Source organism: Desulfovibrio sp. OH1186_COT-070, from assembly GCF_003860215.1.
Lineage (GTDB): Bacteria > Desulfobacterota > Desulfovibrionia > Desulfovibrionales > Desulfovibrionaceae > Desulfovibrio.
Genome location: NZ_RQYH01000005.1, coordinates 52,483 through 67,611, shown reverse-complemented (window position 1 = coordinate 67,611; position 15,129 = coordinate 52,483). Strand labels below are relative to the sequence as shown.

Here is a 15,129-nt window from a genome sequence, read left to right as displayed (position 1 = left end):
CTGTCGGCAACGGGCTTTTGCCGGTGGATGCAGGGGACTTTTCCCCTTTCTCCGTTCGCGCTCTCTGCGGACGGGCTTTTTCGCCAAAGCCCACAGCGGAGCATTTTTTATGCTGGATACCATTATCAAGCGCGATGGTACGCAAGTTCCTTTTGATTCGACCAAAATTCTCAATGCCATCTCAAAAGCCAACCACGCCGTCGGTGGGGAAGACATGTCCCCCACGGATCTGCTTTTTGTCACAGAAAAAGTGTGCAAAAAAATTGCGGAGGGCGGGCGCAGGCATGTGGAAGAAATCCAGGATGTCGTTGAAGATGTTCTGATCCAGTTTGATTACGCCAAAACTGCCAAGGCATACATCCTGTACCGTGCGGAACATACCAAAATCCGCAATGCCGAATCCTATCTCATGGATATTTTCAAAAAGCTCACGTATTCCCCGGCAGTGCAGGAGGACATCAAAAGAGAAAATGCCAACATTGACGGCGATACCGCCATGGGAACCATGTTGAAATATGGTTCTGAAGGCTCCAAATTTTTTATCGACAATTATATTTTGCCCAAGGACGCGTCAGCCGCGCATATCAACGGGGATATTCATATCCACGACAAGGATTTTTACATGCTGACGCAAACCTGCTGCCAGATCGATCTGATCCGCCTGTTTCGGAACGGTTTTTCCACGGGCCACGGATATCTGCGTGAACCCAATTCCATCGAAAGCTATTCGGCACTGGCCTGCATTGCCATCCAGGCCAACCAGAACGAGATGCACGGAGGGCAGAGTGTTCCGCATTTTGACTTTGCCATGGCCGAAGGCGTTGCCAAAACCTACCGCAAGGAATATGCCCGCGCTTTTTCTTCTTTTGTCCGCATCGCGGGGCACAGGGACGAGGCGGCGGCCAAAGACTTTGCGCAGCGCCTGACGGATGCTGCAGGGGCTATGCCGCGCCTGGGCGGCGAAGAGGATTTCGGCCGCAGGCTGGTGGAGGCTGCCGCGCCAGAAGAGCGGCTTCTGGTGCAAAATGCGCACACATACGCGGCGGAAGAGGCGCTGAAACATACGGAACGCCGGACGTATCAGGCCATGGAGGCCCTGATCCACAACCTGAACACCATGAACTCCCGTGCGGGAGCGCAGGTGCCCTTCAGTTCCGTCAACTATGGAACCGATGTGTCCCCCGAGGGCCGCATGGTGGTCAAAATGCTTCTTCTTGCCACCAGGGCGGGGCTTGGGGGCGGCGAAACCTCCATTTTCCCGGTGCAGATTTTCAAGGTCAAATCCGGTGTCAACTACAATCCCGGCGACCCCAATTATGACCTGTTCAAGCTGGCGATGGAAGTGTCGGCCCTGCGGCTTTTCCCCAACTTCAGCTTTCTCGATGCCCCCTTCAACCTCCAGTATTATCGGCCCGGCGACTATAACAGTGAGGTCGCCTATATGGGCTGCCGGACGCGCGTGCTCGGCAATACCTACGACAAGGAGCAGGAGGTGACCTGCGGGCGGGGAAACCTGAGCTTCACCTCCATCAATCTGCCGCGTCTGGCCCTTGAGTCCGGGGGGAATGTGGAGCGCTTCTACGCCCTGCTGGACGAAAAGATTGATCTTGTTTTCCGGCAACTGCTGCACAGGTTCAAGATACAGTGCAGCAAAAAGGTCCGGAATTATCCCTTTCTCATGGGAGAAGGAATCTGGTTGCATTCCGGCGATCTGGACTGGGACGACAGCATTGAAAGCGTGCTCAGGCACGGCACGCTGTCGGTCGGTTTTATCGGCCTTGCGGAAACGCTCACGGTTCTTGTGGGCCGTCACCACGGCGAAGACGAAAAAGCCCAGAAACTGGGTCTTGAAATCGTTTCCCACATGCGCAGGCGTTGTGATGCGGAGTCGGAAAAAATGCGCCTCAACTTTTCGCTCATCGCCACCCCCGCCGAAAGCCTGAGCGGTCGCTTCATCATGCTGGACAAGGCCCGGTACGGCAATATTCCGGGAGTGACAGACAAGGAATACTACACCAACTCTTTTCATATTCCTGTGTCCAGCCATATCAAGGCGTTCAGAAAAATCGAGATTGAAGCCCCGTACCATGCCCTGACCAATGCCGGGCACATCACCTATGTGGAACTGGACGGCGATACGTGCAAAAACCCCGAAGCCTTTGAAAGCATCATACGCTTCATGCACGACAAGGGCGTGGGCTACGGCTCTGTCAACCATCCTCTGGATCGCGACCCGGTTTGTGGCTATGTGGGGTTCATCAAGGATGTGTGTCCGCGTTGCGGGCGCAGAGATGGCGAAGGCATAAGCCTGGAGGCCCTCCGGAAAGCACGCCGGACCAATGCGCTTGCTCCAAAGTGGGACTGAACGGGGAGTGCCGCGGGCATTTGCTGCACGGCATCAGTGTGCACACCTTGGTGGCCCAGAGGAAGTTAGAAATATTTTTTTCTGCTTTTGTACAGCAAAAACTCTTTTCAGGAGGTTTCCCATGTTGATGGAATCGCGTCTCTTTCAGGAAAGCAAGCCGGAACAGAAACTTGTGGGCGAGGGCGTAAGCTTTGAGCGCACCCGCCGCATCACCGGCTACCTTGTGGGAGACCTTTCCCGCTTCAACAATGCAAAACGGGCGGAAGAGCGGGACAGAGTCAAGCATGCCTGCTGAGGTCATGCTCAAACAGTATGTGCGCCTTTCCGGCATTGCGGACGAATCCATTGTTGACGGCCCGGGGCTCCGGTATGTGCTGTTCACGCAGGGCTGTCCGCACCGCTGTCCGGGATGTCACAATCCGCAGACCCACAGCTACGAGGGCGGCTTTTTTCTGTCCGTTGCCGAGATCCTTTCCCAGGTGCGGGAAAATCCTCTTTTGTCCGGCATCACACTGTCCGGGGGAGAGCCTTTTCTGCAGGCGGAGCAGCTCTGTGCTGTTGCCGAAGGGGTGCGCGGCATGGGAAAAAACGTGGTGACCTATTCCGGGTACACGTTTGAGCAATTATGGCTTCTTGCCCGTGGTGACCTTTGGAAAAAGCGCCTCCTGGAATTCACGGACATTCTTGTTGACGGGCCGTATGTGGAAGCCCTGCGGGATCTTGAACTGCGTTTTCGCGGCAGTTCCAACCAGCGTCTGCTGGACAGGCAGGAACGCGCCGATCTTCTTGCCTCTTTGGCGCAGTAAGGAAAGAGCGTCAGTTCACTTTTGTTTCCGCGCTGTGGATATGCGGGGCAGGGAAAATCCCTGCCCCGCACGCTGCCAGGCAATGCGCACAGCGCCGTCCCTGCTGGTGTACGCCAGGGAGATATGGTTTTCGGCGAGCCACTCCCGTAATTTTTTGTCCGGGTATGCATAGCGCGAACCGCAGGAGGCAACCACAAGCTGCGGGCGTACAGCCTGAAAAAATTGCGGCAAAAATCCTGTGTACGAGCCGTGGTGCGGCGCAATGAGCACTTCTGCCCGCACATCCAGTCCTTCAGCCAGCAGTCTTTGCAGCACCGGGCGTTCCGCATCGCCCATGAACAGAGCCAGGCCCCGTTCGTGATGCAGCAGGCGGGCAACCAGCGAAGCATTGTTGCCGCGCCATTTGTCTTCGCTGTGGCGGGGCGGGTGCAGAATCTCAAGGCGCAGTCCGTTTTCCGGTTCTCCCAGAACAAGCGTGTCTCCCTGGCGCAGCGGGCGTGCCGCATGCTTTTGCCGCGTCAGATCCCAAAGCTCTCCCCACTTTCCTTTGGCGTTTTTTCCGTTGTCGAACAGGCCTTGTGTCCGGAAATGACGCAGGATGTAAAGCAGGCCGCCCATATGGTCCAGATCCGGGTGGCTGTTGAGCACAGCCGTCAACCGCGGAGCATCGTTGTGAACAAGCACCGGGGCAACAAGACTCTTTCCCGGATCAAAGCGGGGAGATGCGCTGCCGCTGCCGTCCAGCAAAAGGCGCACATGCCCCGGCAGGCGCAAAAGAAGGGCCTGGCTTTGGCCCACGTCCAGAATATCCAGCCGCACTTCCGGCGAAAGGCGTTCGCCTGCGCGCAACAGCGGCCCCGCGCAGAGCAGCAGGGCGCCTGCCAGAAGCAGGCGGCGTCCGGCAGGCGGCAGCCGCAGGCGTCCTCCCCGGAGGGCCGCTGCGGCAGTCAGGGCCGCAAAGGCAGGCAGGGCTGTCCAGTGCGGACGCAGGACGACCGGAGACTCCAGAGCGTTTTGGCGTGCCAGCCATGCAAGGGCATCTGCCAGCCATTGGCAGGGCAAGGAGGCATATTCCAGAATGGCGCGCGCCGCAGCATCCCAGCCGCAAGCGCCAGCCAGCAAACCTAGAGCCGCTCCCGGCAGAACCAGAAGATTCACGAGGGGCAGCCAGAGCACGTTGAGGGGGAACCAGTGCCCAGTATTCCCGAAAAGAAGAATGCCCACAGGGAGCAGCACTGTCTGGATGATGAGCGAGAGCGCAAAGATGCGTTGCAGGCTCCATAAAGCGTCTTGCAGGAGTGAGCGCCAGCGGGCAGCGTGTTCTGCGGGATGCGGTCTGGGCAGAAGGCGGCGCAGCCACGGCATGCTCATGCCGATGACGGCCACACAGATGGCGGAAAGCTGCAAGCCTGTATCAAAAACTGCGGCGGGCGAAAACAGTGTGATGCAGAACAGCGCGCTGCAGAGAACATCCAGGGTCGTGTGGACGCGCCTTCGCAGCAGCCAGAGCGCCAGAATGCAGAGCATGATGGTTGCGCGGACCAGTGATGGCGGCGCATTGCCCAGCCAGAGGTACGCAAGGGCCGGGGGAACCGATGCCGACATGACCCAGACCGTGCGTGTGCGGCAAAGGTAGATGCCGGGGTATGCCCGCGCCACAACGACAACAAGCAGTATGCCCGCCAGACCGGCGACAGCCAGATGCTGACCGGAAAGCGCCAGGCTGTGCCCCAGCGCGGCCATGGAAAAACCGGCAATGGTTTGATTGTCCAGAAATTGGCGGTCGCCAAAAAGGAGGGCGACGAGAATGGCCTTGCCTTGGGGAAGCTTCTGGCGCGGAAAGTGCTCCGCATCCGGGGAAAGAACTGTAAAAAAGCCTTGCCGCAGGGATTCGCGCCAACGGGCAGACAGCGAAGGCTGTCCGTCAATGCGGGGCTGGCCGCTCTCTCCCTGACTCCAGATGCGCCAGCGCACATTCCGGACAGACTGAATCACGACGTCCCGATCCGGAAGTCCCGGATTGGCAAAACCCTGCATGGCTTGCGGGCGGCGGGAGAGGCAGGCCGACTGTCCCGGCAGGGGATATGCGGACGGATTTTGCCACGTCCACTCCATCAGACCGGAAAGCGATTTTTCCGCCCCGCCGTGCGGGCGCACATCGGCGAGGAGCATGCGTATGCGGTTGTCGGGCAGGCCGCGTACCTCCTGTATCTGGCCGCAAATGCGCATGCTTTTGGGGGCGGTATCAAGCCAGGCTACAGGCGTGGGCGTATGGTCGCGCCACATTTTGCCTGTGGTCAGGTGGCCCGCCAGCACTCCGGCCAACAGGACGGCCAGTGCCGCAAAAATACCTTTGGCACGCCACAGGCGCGCGTCAGCCAGAAAAAGCAGAAAGGCGCAAGATGCTGACGGTACGGGCCAGGCGACTGCAAGAATGCCCAGTATCCAGAAACCCAGGAGGCTCTGCCAGAGCAGGGGAGCGGGCAGGGGTGGGTGGCGCATACTGGTCGGGGGGAAAGCCGTTATGCGAGTTCTCTGGCCATATCGCGCTCTTCGGCTTTCCGTTTGAGGGTTTCGCGGTGGTCGTGGAGTTTCTTCCCCTTGCCCAGCGCGATTTCCACCTTGATTTTGCCGTACTTGAGATACAGGCGAACAGGAACAACCGTAAAGCCCTTTTGGGCAACCATTTCCTGCAGCATGAGAATTTCCCGCGCGTGCAGCAGGAGCTTGCGGGGGCGTCCGGGGTCTTGCGGGGCATACCCTGCATTGGCATACGGGGCCACATGCAGAGAGACCAACCATGCCTCGTTGTGGCGAAAGTCGACATAACTGTCGATAAAATTGACCTTTCCCGCGCGGATGCTTTTGACCTCCGGGCCGGTGAGCACGACTCCGGCTTCGGTAAATTCCGAAAGATTGTAGAGGTGACGGGCTTTCTTGTTGACGGCAATGGTGGCGGAAGAGTGTTTTTTGCTCATGACAGGCTGTCTGTAAAAAGGCTTGTGGTGTGAAAGAACAATTCCGGCCCCAGGGACTGGTGCAATTTTTCGTAGATCATGCGCTTTGAGGCGGCAGCGTCAGTGCTCAAGAGAACATTGTACGCCAGTTCCGTGCAGGATTCGGCGTCAAACTGGCGGATAAGGTGTTTGATGCCGGGCACAAAGCGTGGAGCGGCAGAAACGCTGTCTACCCCCATGCCCAGCAGAACGGAGAGAACAAGGGGATCAGACGCCAGCTCCCCGCAAACGGAAACGCCGATATTTTTGCGGTGGGCAGCGTCAATGATATGCTTGAGAGAGCGCAGCACCGCAGGGTGCAGAGATTCGTTCAGATAGGCCACATGGCGGTTGCTGCGGTCAATACTCATGATATAGTGGATCAGATCGTTGGTGCCGATACTGAAAAAGTCGCATTCGCGCGCCAGAGCATCGCAGATCAGGGCTGCGGCGGGGGTTTCGATCATGACTCCCAAGGGCAGGCGGGGCGCATGAGGGAGCTTCTGGGCCACAAGCTCCTGATGCAGTTCCTGAAGAATGGCGCGTACCTGCTGCACTTCTTCCAGAGTGGAAATCATGGGCAGCATGATGGCCACATTGCCGCTGGCTCCCGCACGCATGAGGGCGCGCAACTGGGTCCGGAATATCCCCTGGTGCCGCAGGCAAAAGCGTATGCCGCGCAAGCCCAGTGCCGGGTTTGGCTCCTTGAGGGCAATCTGGGCATGCAGCATTTTGTCCGCGCCGACATCAAGAGTGCGAAAAACTGCCTGCAAGGGGGCAATGCCTGTCGCAACGGACGCATATTCTTCCAGAAGCTCCTCTTCTGTAGGCAGTCTGGCCGAAAGGTGCGCGAATTCCGTGCGGTACAGCCCGATACCGTCCGCGCCGCTCCGGAGCACGGCGTCCAACTCCGTGGCGCGTTCCAGATTGGCTTGCACGCCAACGCGCACACCATCGCACATTTCCGCTGGCCATGTGCAGGTCTGGAGGGTGAAGTTTTCCCAGGCCGTATATTCTTCCCGGCGTTCCGTGTGCCGGTCCAGATCATTCTGGTCCGGGCCGAGCAGCACGCGCCCGCCCAAACCGTCCACAATGACCTGCTCATTTTCCCTGGCAATGCCCAGCAGTCCCGTAACACCGGCAAGGCAGGGGATGCGGAGGCTGCGCGAGAGGATGGCCGTATGCGATGTGGGCCCGCCTTCTTCTGTCAGGATGCCCTGAACACAGTCCAGGTCAAGTTCCATGACATCGGCTGGTGAAATATCTTCGGCAATCAGAATGTCCGTCTGCCCGCTGCTGTTTCTGGAGGGATTTTCCGTCAGCCCTTCACGCAGCCGCAGGCCGACAGCGCGAATATCCTGGGCGCGGTCGCGCAGATACGGATCATCCATGTCGCGGAATAGGGCGCACAATTCTTCAATGGTCAGCTTGAGTGCCCAGGCGGCGCAAACAAGCCTGTGTTCGATGCGAGAAAGGATGGCGTTGACGAGCTTGGGATCTCGCGTCATTTCTATTTGCGCGGCAATAACTTCTCTGTATTCCGCAAGATCTTCCGGCACGTTCTGCATGGCTGCGCTCAGGGAAGCGCGCACCTTTTCCACCACGACGCGGAATTTTTCCTGTTCCTGGGCCACGGCCTCGGGGCTGATGCGCTTTTCCTCATCGTGCGGGGCATTGTGCATGAAGCGCACAATGCCTGTGGCTATGCCGGGGGAAACAGGGATGCCGAAAAGAATTGCGCGTGCCATGTCAGTCCTGCAGGTTCAGCAGAAAATGGGACAGTCCGTGAAGAGCTTCGCGGGCGTCAGCCCCGTGGGCCAGCAGCAAAAGTTCCGCATTGCCCTGCGGGGCCAGCGAGAGGATGTCGAGCATGCTTTTTGCGTCAACCTCGCCGGTTTCCGTGACAATAAGTATGTCGGCAGAATAGGTCTGGGCGAGTTGCGCCAGACGGGCGGCAGGGCGGGCATGCAAGCCCTGACGCAGGTTGAGGCCGATCTTTGCGGCCATGCCGCGCGGAGTCTCTTCGATTTTCACTTCCATGGCCAGCCGTTCCCCTTCTGCATGCTGTATCACAAAAAATATGTTGCCGCACCAGATACCGGTCAGAAAAACAGCGGGCATTTTTGCGCCCACGCCGTGCCCCATATAATGGCCGTACCCGTTGCAACAAGCCAGAAAAGCAGCCGCGGCAAACGCCGCCGGTACATCAGAACCGTTGCGAGCAGAACCGCGCACAGGCCTGCCGCGTGCATGGCCTGGGGCACAGCGGCGGACGCCATCTCCGGCAGACGCAGTACAAGAATGGCTGCCAGAACCGCATTGAGCATCTTGATGCGCCCCACCCAGTTGATGAGGTCCATGCGCTTCAAGTGGGCAAGAGCGGCCATGCCGTAGCGCAGACCGGCCCAGAAGCTGCCGACCCTGAAGGCAGACAGCAGACAAAAAGAAAAAAGGGTCAAAACCGCCGCCCATCCGATCATGCCGAAGGAAATGAGCAGCAGGCAGCCCAATGCCCACAGGGGCAGAATGGCTCCGCTGCAAAAGGAGTCGCCCAGAGCAGAAAGGCTTGTGGCAAGGGTTTCGCGCACAGAGTCAAGGGCAGTGTCCGGGAGGGAGCCTGCGGCGATTTCTTTCTCCATCGCCAGCAATATGCCTGAAAAAAGAGGCACCATAAAGGGGTGGGTATTGCTGGGGCCAAGATAGCGCAAAAGGGCGGAGGAAAAGTTTTTGGGGGCAGGATAGAGCCAGCGCAGGCCCGGTTCCAGAAGAAAGACAAGGCCGATCTGCTGCATGTTGCTGGCTGTTCTTGCCAGATTCACGCAGTAGGTGCGCAAAAAGCATGCACATATGACCTGCCTGGGATACATGGCGCTCCTGTTTTGCGCAAAACAATCACGAACCGTGGGGGGTGTTGGCGGCGGAAAGGAGAGCATATACCTCTTTTCCCGTCCAGCCGCGCACGGCGGACTGTACCCGGCGGACGACCTGACGCGGCTTTCCTCCCTGTGCCAGCTCCCTGCGGAGCAGGCGTTCCACTTCGGATGCGGAGGAGCGGGTTTCTTCTTCCGGGGGGCCAATGACAACAGTGATTTCTCCCCGCAGATCATCAGGAATATCCGCGCTGTTTTCCAGCCTGAACAGTATAAAATCCTCGTGCGTCTTGGTCAATTCACGGCAAATGGCAACATCCCGGGGGCCGAGCAGGGCAGCCGCCTGCTTGAGACTGCTCTTCAGACGGTTTTTTCTTTCAAAAAAGACAAGAGAGCCGGGAACGGACGCAAAAACGGAAAAGAGCGCCCTGCGTCCCGCAGCATCACGCGGCAAAAAGCCAAGAAAGCTGTAAGGCAGGGGGGCGATGCCCGCTGCGGAAAGCGCAGCCGCCGGAGCCGAGGGGCCGGGCAGGGGGGAAACTTTGATGCCTTCCGCGCGGCAGGCCTGCACAAGCCGAAATCCGGGATCAGCCAGCAGGGGCGTGCCCGCATCGGACACAAGCGCCACGGCATGGCCCTGCCGCAAGAGGCGCAACACGCCTTCCTGACGTTTTTTTTCATTATGCTCATGGAAGCTCGCCACACGGTGCGCTGTAATGCCGCATGCCTGGAAAAGGCGGAGGGCACGGCGCGTGTCTTCGGCCAGCACAAGGCTGACGGAGGAGAGAACCTCACGCGTCCTGGGCGAGAGATCGTCAGGGTTGCCAAGCGGCGTAGCCGCGACCCACAAACAAGGTGCAGTCAAAGGCATGGCGAAAATGCTCCAGGTTGTAACCCTCGCCCTGCCGCAGGGCGCAGATGACGTCAAAGCGGCACGGGCAACCCCAGTGCCCGTGTGCCGTGAGCCATGCGCAGGCCGCACGGCAAAGAGCGTTCTGCTTGGCGCGGGTGAGAGCGGCGGCAGGGCCGCCATATGTGTTCCGGCTGCGCGTTTTTACTTCCACAAAGACAATGGTGTCCCTTTCACGGCAGACAATGTCCAGTTCCAGCCTTCCCTGGCGCCAGTTTCGTGCAAGGAGCAGCAGTCCCGCCTGCCGGAGAAATTGTGCCGCAGCGTCTTCTCCCTGTGCTCCAAGGGCATGCGGCACATGCCGCGGACGGGAGGGGGAACCATTCACAGCAGTCTTCCTTGCTGCGGAGGCGGAACGAGCGCATACTTTTTGACAAATGTCCGCCGGTGGAGGGGGGAAAGCCCCAGCCGGTCAAGAGCGGCAAAATGGGCTGCGGTGCCGTATCCTTTGTGCGCTTCAAAGCCGTAGCCCGGCCACCGGCGGGAAAGGTGCGTCATGAGGTGGTCACGGAAGGTTTTTGCAAGAATGGACGCCGCAGAAATGGCTGGCTCTGTTTTGTCGCCGCCCACAATGGTGTGCTGTGCGGGCAGGGGCAGCACATGGGCCTTGCGCCAGCTTTGAGAAAGAACATCGCGGGGGATGGCCTTGTTGCCGTCCACAAGAAGCAGGGTGGGCGCAACACAAAGGCAGCGCACGGCCTTACTCATGGCCTCAAGGCTTGCCTGCAGAATATTGATGGCGTCAATGCGTCCGGGCCAGACAAGGCCCAAGCCCCATGCCAGAGAGCATTCCCGTATGCGCGGCGCAAGGGCATTGCGCGTTTTTGCGGTGCATGCCTTGGAGTCGGCCAGTCCCGGCAAAAAAAAGGTTTCGGGCAGAATAACGGCTGCAGCCACAACAGGCCCGGCCAAACAGCCTCGCCCGGCTTCGTCAATACCCGCCACGATCCGGACGGCGGGGCCGGTTTGCTCCGGCAGGGGGTAGTGTTCCACAGCCATCTGTTGGCAAGCGTTTTGTCGGCAATCACGCCGTATTTGGGGGTTGAAACAGATGCGAAAACGCATCACTGTATATGAATCCATATACAGTGATGCGTCAAAAAAATCAAGAAATATTGGGATGTTCGGCTCAGAAGTGACCACGGGGCTTGATACGCGCCGCCTTGCCCTTGAGGGCGCGCAGATAGTACAGGCGGCTGCGCCGCACCCGTCCCTGCGAAACTAGCTCGATATGGTCGATAAAGGGGGAATGGATGGGGAAAATGCGCTCCACGCCCACACCTTCAGACACTTTGCGCACCGTAAAGGTGGAATTGGTCGTCCCGCGCTTGATGCGGATGACATTTCCCTGAAAAACCTGGATGCGTTCTTTTTCGCCTTCCACAATGCGCAGGTGCACCTTCACCATGTCGCCCGACCGGAAAGGCGGAATATCCAGGCGCATGTTTTCCTGTTCGATTTTTTTGATGATGTTCATGTGAACTCCTTGCAAATCTGACGGCTTGCTACGGTGATGCAAGGCAACAGCCCCGGCATCCGGAGCGCGCTTGTATCAGTAAAAATCGCCCAAAATCCTGTCGGCAAGAATGGCGGCTGCGCTTCGCACCGAAAGGTGGTTGTACCCCAAAAAACGTACGGGCCGCAGGATGCCATCGCACTGCGCAAGCACCTGCGGAGCAAGGCCATGCGCTGTTCCGAGGCAGAGCATGACCGGGCCATGCTCACACCAGCTTCGCACCTGGGACGGCGTGAGCAGGGGCTGTTCTGTCCCGGAGGCCTTGCCCCCAAAAGGCCAGACTGCGGTGCTGGCCACCAGCCTGGGGCGCACGCCGTAGTGTTCTGTCATATGCTTCACGGCCTCGTCAAGAGATTCGGCCGGTTGCACACGTCCGAGAGCCTGCGCCCTGTCCGCATTGCCTGCGCCACCGCTGCCCTGTGTCCAGTGGTGGAGAACTTTTTCCAGAACTCGCAACTGATCCGGCAGGGGGGTGACAATATAGTACGTCCCCATCCCGTAGCTGCAGGAAATTCTGGATATATCGTGTATATCCAAATTTGTCAAAGAAGAAGTGCCGGTTTTTTTGCCTTCCAGAAAAACCGGGTAGTGCAGCAGGCAGAAAGACAGGTTTTTTCCGGGACGGAAACGGGGAATGTGCGCCAGTTCCTGGGCATCGCTCCGGCTCAGGGGGGCAGTGTCAAGCAGGGCGGGGCGCATTTTCAGGGTGGCGCGCAGAGACTCCCCCCTGCGCCACCGGGCGATGCGCCCGTGGTCGCCGCTCAGCAACACATCGGGCACTGGCAGCCCTTCCAGAACTTCGGGCCGGGTAAAGTGCGGGTATTCAAGCAGGCCGCAAGAAAAGCTTTCTTCTTCTCCGGAGGCATCCTTGCCCATGAATCCGGGTTGCAGGCGCGCCACCGCCTCAACAAGAGACAGGGCAGCACTTTCGCCGCCGTTGAGAACCACATCGCCGACGCTGATTTCCTCCAGGGGGAAAAGATGCCGCAGGCGGGCGTCGATGCCTTCATAGCGGCCGCAAACGATGGTCAGATGACTTTCCGCAGCCAGCGCGCGCGCTTTTTCCTGCGTCAGGGGGCGTCCGCCCGGACTCATGAGCAGCATGCGCCCCGGTTTTTTGATGGAGCGCAGGGCAGCGGCCAGGGGTTCTCCCTGCATGACCATGCCGGGGCCGCCGCCATAGGGGCGGTCATCCACATGGCGGTGCCTGTTGGTGCTGAAGCCGCGCGGATCATGAAAGCTGAAGCTGATGATCCCGCTTTCCTTCGCCTTGCCCAAGAGTGCTGTGGACAAGGGCGAAGTGAAAAAATCGGGAAACAGCGTGACCAGGTGAAAATGCAGCATGCGAAAAATCAGCCCCGAAACGAAAAAAAGCACTGTTGGGGGTGTATGCCGAAAAAAATGGCGGAAAAGGGCAAAACCCTTTTCCGCCAAAGCCATGCAGACGGCTATTCCGCCGCTTTTGCCTGCTGGTATTCGGCAATGACCTTTTCCGCCACCGGAGGCGGAGCTTCCTCGTAGTGGGCAAACTCCATGGTAAAGAAGCCTTGCCCGCCTGTCATGGAACGAAGATCCGGAGCGTATTTCAGAACCTCGCTCATGGGCACATGGGCCTTGATTTCCGTTGTGCCTGCCTGCGAGTCAGAGCCAAGAACCTTGCCGCGCCGCGAAGAAAGGTCGCCGATGACATCTCCCATGCTTTCGTCGGGAATGGAAACCGTCAGCAGAACAATGGGTTCCAGCAGTGTGGGCTTGAGGCTTTCCATGGCCTTTTTGAAGGCCAGAGATCCCGCCACCTTGAATGCCATTTCCGAAGAGTCGACGGTGTGGTAGCTGCCGTCATAGACCTTTACCTTGAAGTCCACCACCTGATATCCCGCAAGGAATCCCCGTGCGGCGGCCTCCTGAATGCCCTTGTCAATGGCCGGAATATACTGCCGGGGAATGACGCCTCCCACAATGGCGTCCTCGAAAACATAGCCGGAGCCGCGGGGCAGCCCTTCCATCTCTATCCAGCAGTCCCCAAACTGCCCGCGTCCGCCGGACTGCTTTTTGTGGCGTCCCTGCACCTGACACTTGCCGCGCACCGTCTCGCGGTAGGGAACCTTGGGGGTTTTGAGAACAATGTCGACCTTGAAGCGGCGCTTGGCCTTTTCTACAGCGAGTTCGATGTGCAACTGCCCCATGCCGGAGAGCAGAATGTCTCCGGTTTCTTCATCACGGCCAAGGCGCAGGGTAACGTCCTCGTCAAGCAGCTTCTGCATGGCGGCGTAAACTTTGTCTTCTTCGCCTTTTTCCTTGGGGGCCAGGGCATACGTGATGATCTGGGGAGAAAGTTTCGGCATGGGCAGGGCAAAGGGTGCCTTGTCGTCGCACAGGGTATCGCCGGTGCGCGTGTTTTTCAGCTTGGCAACGGCAACAAGGGCTCCCGGCCCGACGGGCTCTTTGCAGGGCGTCTGCGTTTTGCCCAGCATGTAGAGCAGGTTGCTCACACGCTCATTTTCCTCACTGCGCATGTTTTTCAGCACGCTGTCTCCGTCAAGCGTGCCCGAAAGAACGCGCAGCAGGGACAGTTGCCCGGTAAAGGGGTCGGCAAGAGTTTTGAACACCACGCAGGCAAGGGGGCCGTCAGGATCGCCGGAGCGTTCGGTGCCGTTGGCGTCCCTGACCGGGGGACGATCCTGCGGCGAGGGAAGAAGCGCCTGAACAGCATCCAGAATGCTTGCTCCGCCCTTGTTTTCCAGAGCCGAGCAGGTGAGAACGGGCGTCAGCTCCCCGCCGAGAACGCCTGCGCGCAGGCCAGAACGCAGGTCATCCAGAGACAGATTGCCTTCTTCCAGATATTTTTCCATCAATTCTTCGTTGCTTTCCGCAATGTTTTCCACGGTGACATCGCGGAGCAACTGGACATCTTCCGCGATCCCCCGCGGAATATCGGCTTCTGCGGTACTGCCGTCAGCGGAGAACATGTGGGCACGGCCGCCGAGAATACCGGCTGTCCCCACAAACGTGTCGCCCTGGCGTATGGGCAGTTGCAGCACAACGGGCTTGACCCCCAGTGTTGCCAAGCCGTCAAGGGCCATCTGAAAGTCAGCCCTGTCACGGTCAAGCTTGTTGACCACGATGAGCGAAGGCAGACCGGCCGCGCGCACAAGGTTCCAGATTTTCTTTGTCAGGGGCCGCACTCCGTCAACCGCATCAAGCACAAAAACAACGCCGTCCACGGCCTTCAGCAGATATTCCATGTCTCCCGTAAAGTTTCCGTCCCCAGGGATGTCCACCAGAAAGTGCCGGTTCTTTTTCCAGAGGTAGGTGGCGCAGGCAGGCTGTATGGAACCCCGGCGGCGGATTTCTTCCGGCTCATAGTCAAGGCAGGTGGTGCCGTCTTCAATGGCGCCCATGCGCGAAAGAGCGCCGGCATTGAACAGGAGCATCTCGGCTAGAGAGGTTTTGCCGCAACCGCCGGTGCCGACGATTGCATATGTGCGTTGCGTTTCCTGTGGGGTAGGCATGGTTTTCTCCCTATGGTGTACGGTGTGCGCAAAAGGGGCGCTGTACTTTTATGTCTGCCACGATACAGACTTGCCGTGCAAAAGGGAAGAGGCGGACATGCCGCCAGCGCTTCTTTTTGTGTGGGTTAAGGTCGGCGCGGCAAAGATTGGCTGC

Annotated in this window: 14 protein-coding genes; 3 read left to right on the top strand and 11 right to left on the bottom strand. The window is 58.8% G+C overall.

Going from position 1 to position 15,129, the window contains the following annotated elements; all coding sequences use genetic code 11:
- The first annotated feature begins 109 nt into the window (after positions 1-109).
- The 3 genes from EII23_RS02955 (at position 110) to nrdG (ending at position 3,171) form a co-directional block, all read left to right on the top strand.
- Complete coding sequence (locus tag EII23_RS02955) at positions 110-2,365, top strand: anaerobic ribonucleoside triphosphate reductase (RefSeq protein ID WP_124791897.1); 2,256 nt, start codon at positions 110-112, stop codon at positions 2,363-2,365.
- Between the two features lie 121 nt (positions 2,366-2,486).
- Positions 2,487-2,660: an anaerobic ribonucleoside-triphosphate reductase gene (nrdD, locus tag EII23_RS02950; RefSeq protein WP_124791896.1), complete on the top strand. Its 174-nt coding sequence runs from the start codon at positions 2,487-2,489 to the stop codon at positions 2,658-2,660.
- A complete protein-coding gene (gene nrdG / locus EII23_RS02945) occupies positions 2,650-3,171 on the top strand; it encodes an anaerobic ribonucleoside-triphosphate reductase activating protein (protein ID WP_260424569.1) in 522 nt (173 codons plus the stop codon). Before nrdD ends, nrdG begins: the two co-directional genes overlap by 11 nt.
- Positions 3,172-3,186: 15 nt before the next feature.
- Here nrdG and EII23_RS02940 read toward each other — a convergent pair whose 3' ends face one another.
- The 11 genes from EII23_RS02940 to EII23_RS02890 all read right to left on the bottom strand — a co-directional run bounded on the left by EII23_RS02940 (position 3,187) and on the right by EII23_RS02890 (position 14,975).
- Positions 3,187-5,673, bottom strand: a complete 2,487-nt coding sequence (locus EII23_RS02940; RefSeq protein ID WP_124791895.1) for a ComEC/Rec2 family competence protein — start codon at positions 5,671-5,673, stop codon at positions 3,187-3,189.
- A gap of 20 nt (positions 5,674-5,693) precedes the next feature.
- A complete protein-coding gene (gene smpB / locus EII23_RS02935; protein WP_124791894.1) occupies positions 5,694-6,149 on the bottom strand; it encodes an SsrA-binding protein SmpB in 456 nt (151 codons plus the stop codon).
- Positions 6,146-7,915 carry a phosphoenolpyruvate--protein phosphotransferase gene (gene ptsP, locus EII23_RS02930; RefSeq protein WP_124791893.1) on the bottom strand — a complete coding sequence of 590 codons (1,770 nt, stop codon included), beginning with the start codon at positions 7,913-7,915 and terminating at the stop codon, positions 6,146-6,148. Before ptsP ends, smpB begins: the two co-directional genes overlap by 4 nt.
- A gap of 1 nt (position 7,916) precedes the next feature.
- Positions 7,917-8,288: an HPr family phosphocarrier protein gene (locus EII23_RS02925; RefSeq protein ID WP_260424568.1), complete on the bottom strand. Its 372-nt coding sequence runs from the start codon at positions 8,286-8,288 to the stop codon at positions 7,917-7,919.
- Positions 8,270-9,034: a PTS system mannose/fructose/sorbose family transporter subunit IID gene (locus tag EII23_RS02920; protein ID WP_124791892.1), complete on the bottom strand. Its 765-nt coding sequence runs from the start codon at positions 9,032-9,034 to the stop codon at positions 8,270-8,272. The genes EII23_RS02925 and EII23_RS02920 overlap by 19 nt, the downstream gene beginning before the upstream one ends.
- A 25-nt stretch (positions 9,035-9,059) precedes the next feature.
- On the bottom strand, positions 9,060-9,908 hold the full coding sequence (gene rsmI, locus EII23_RS02915) for a 16S rRNA (cytidine(1402)-2'-O)-methyltransferase (RefSeq protein ID WP_124791891.1): 849 nt from the start codon (positions 9,906-9,908) through the stop codon (positions 9,060-9,062).
- Positions 9,853-10,275: a YraN family protein gene (locus EII23_RS02910; RefSeq protein ID WP_124791890.1), complete on the bottom strand. Its 423-nt coding sequence runs from the start codon at positions 10,273-10,275 to the stop codon at positions 9,853-9,855. The genes rsmI and EII23_RS02910 overlap by 56 nt, the downstream gene beginning before the upstream one ends.
- Positions 10,272-10,946: a ribonuclease HII gene (locus EII23_RS02905; RefSeq protein WP_124791889.1), complete on the bottom strand. Its 675-nt coding sequence runs from the start codon at positions 10,944-10,946 to the stop codon at positions 10,272-10,274. Before EII23_RS02905 ends, EII23_RS02910 begins: the two co-directional genes overlap by 4 nt.
- Positions 10,947-11,076: 130 nt before the next feature.
- The gene (rplS, locus tag EII23_RS02900; RefSeq protein ID WP_124791888.1) at positions 11,077-11,424 is read right to left on the bottom strand and encodes a 50S ribosomal protein L19; all 348 of its coding nucleotides are present in this window, start codon (positions 11,422-11,424) and stop codon (positions 11,077-11,079) included.
- 75 nt (positions 11,425-11,499) lie between these two features.
- Positions 11,500-12,804, bottom strand: a complete 1,305-nt coding sequence (trmD, locus tag EII23_RS02895; RefSeq protein WP_185702284.1) for a tRNA (guanosine(37)-N1)-methyltransferase TrmD — start codon at positions 12,802-12,804, stop codon at positions 11,500-11,502.
- A gap of 107 nt (positions 12,805-12,911) precedes the next feature.
- Positions 12,912-14,975, bottom strand: coding sequence for an elongation factor G (locus EII23_RS02890; RefSeq protein ID WP_124791887.1), 2,064 nt, complete (start codon positions 14,973-14,975; stop codon positions 12,912-12,914).
- Positions 14,976-15,129: the final 154 nt, after the last annotated feature.

Bases quoted from the DNA above. Each gene is read 5' to 3' on its own strand.
- EII23_RS02955 (WP_124791897.1), top strand. From the start codon at position 110: ATGCTGGATACCATTATCAAGCGCGATGGTACGCAAGTTCCTTTTGAT.
- nrdD (WP_124791896.1), top strand. From the start codon at position 2,487: ATGTTGATGGAATCGCGTCTCTTTCAGGAAAGCAAGCCGGAACAGAAA.
- nrdG (WP_260424569.1), top strand. From the start codon at position 2,650: ATGCCTGCTGAGGTCATGCTCAAACAGTATGTGCGCCTTTCCGGCATT.
- EII23_RS02940 (WP_124791895.1), bottom strand. From the start codon at position 5,673: ATGCGCCACCCACCCCTGCCCGCTCCCCTGCTCTGGCAGAGCCTCCTG.
- smpB (WP_124791894.1), bottom strand. From the start codon at position 6,149: ATGAGCAAAAAACACTCTTCCGCCACCATTGCCGTCAACAAGAAAGCC.
- ptsP (WP_124791893.1), bottom strand. From the start codon at position 7,915: ATGGCACGCGCAATTCTTTTCGGCATCCCTGTTTCCCCCGGCATAGCC.
- EII23_RS02925 (WP_260424568.1), bottom strand. From the start codon at position 8,288: ATGCCCGCTGTTTTTCTGACCGGTATCTGGTGCGGCAACATATTTTTT.
- EII23_RS02920 (WP_124791892.1), bottom strand. From the start codon at position 9,034: ATGTATCCCAGGCAGGTCATATGTGCATGCTTTTTGCGCACCTACTGC.
- rsmI (WP_124791891.1), bottom strand. From the start codon at position 9,908: ATGCCTTTGACTGCACCTTGTTTGTGGGTCGCGGCTACGCCGCTTGGC.
- EII23_RS02905 (WP_124791889.1), bottom strand. From the start codon at position 10,946: ATGGCTGTGGAACACTACCCCCTGCCGGAGCAAACCGGCCCCGCCGTC.
- rplS (WP_124791888.1), bottom strand. From the start codon at position 11,424: ATGAACATCATCAAAAAAATCGAACAGGAAAACATGCGCCTGGATATT.
- EII23_RS02890 (WP_124791887.1), bottom strand. From the start codon at position 14,975: ATGCCTACCCCACAGGAAACGCAACGCACATATGCAATCGTCGGCACC.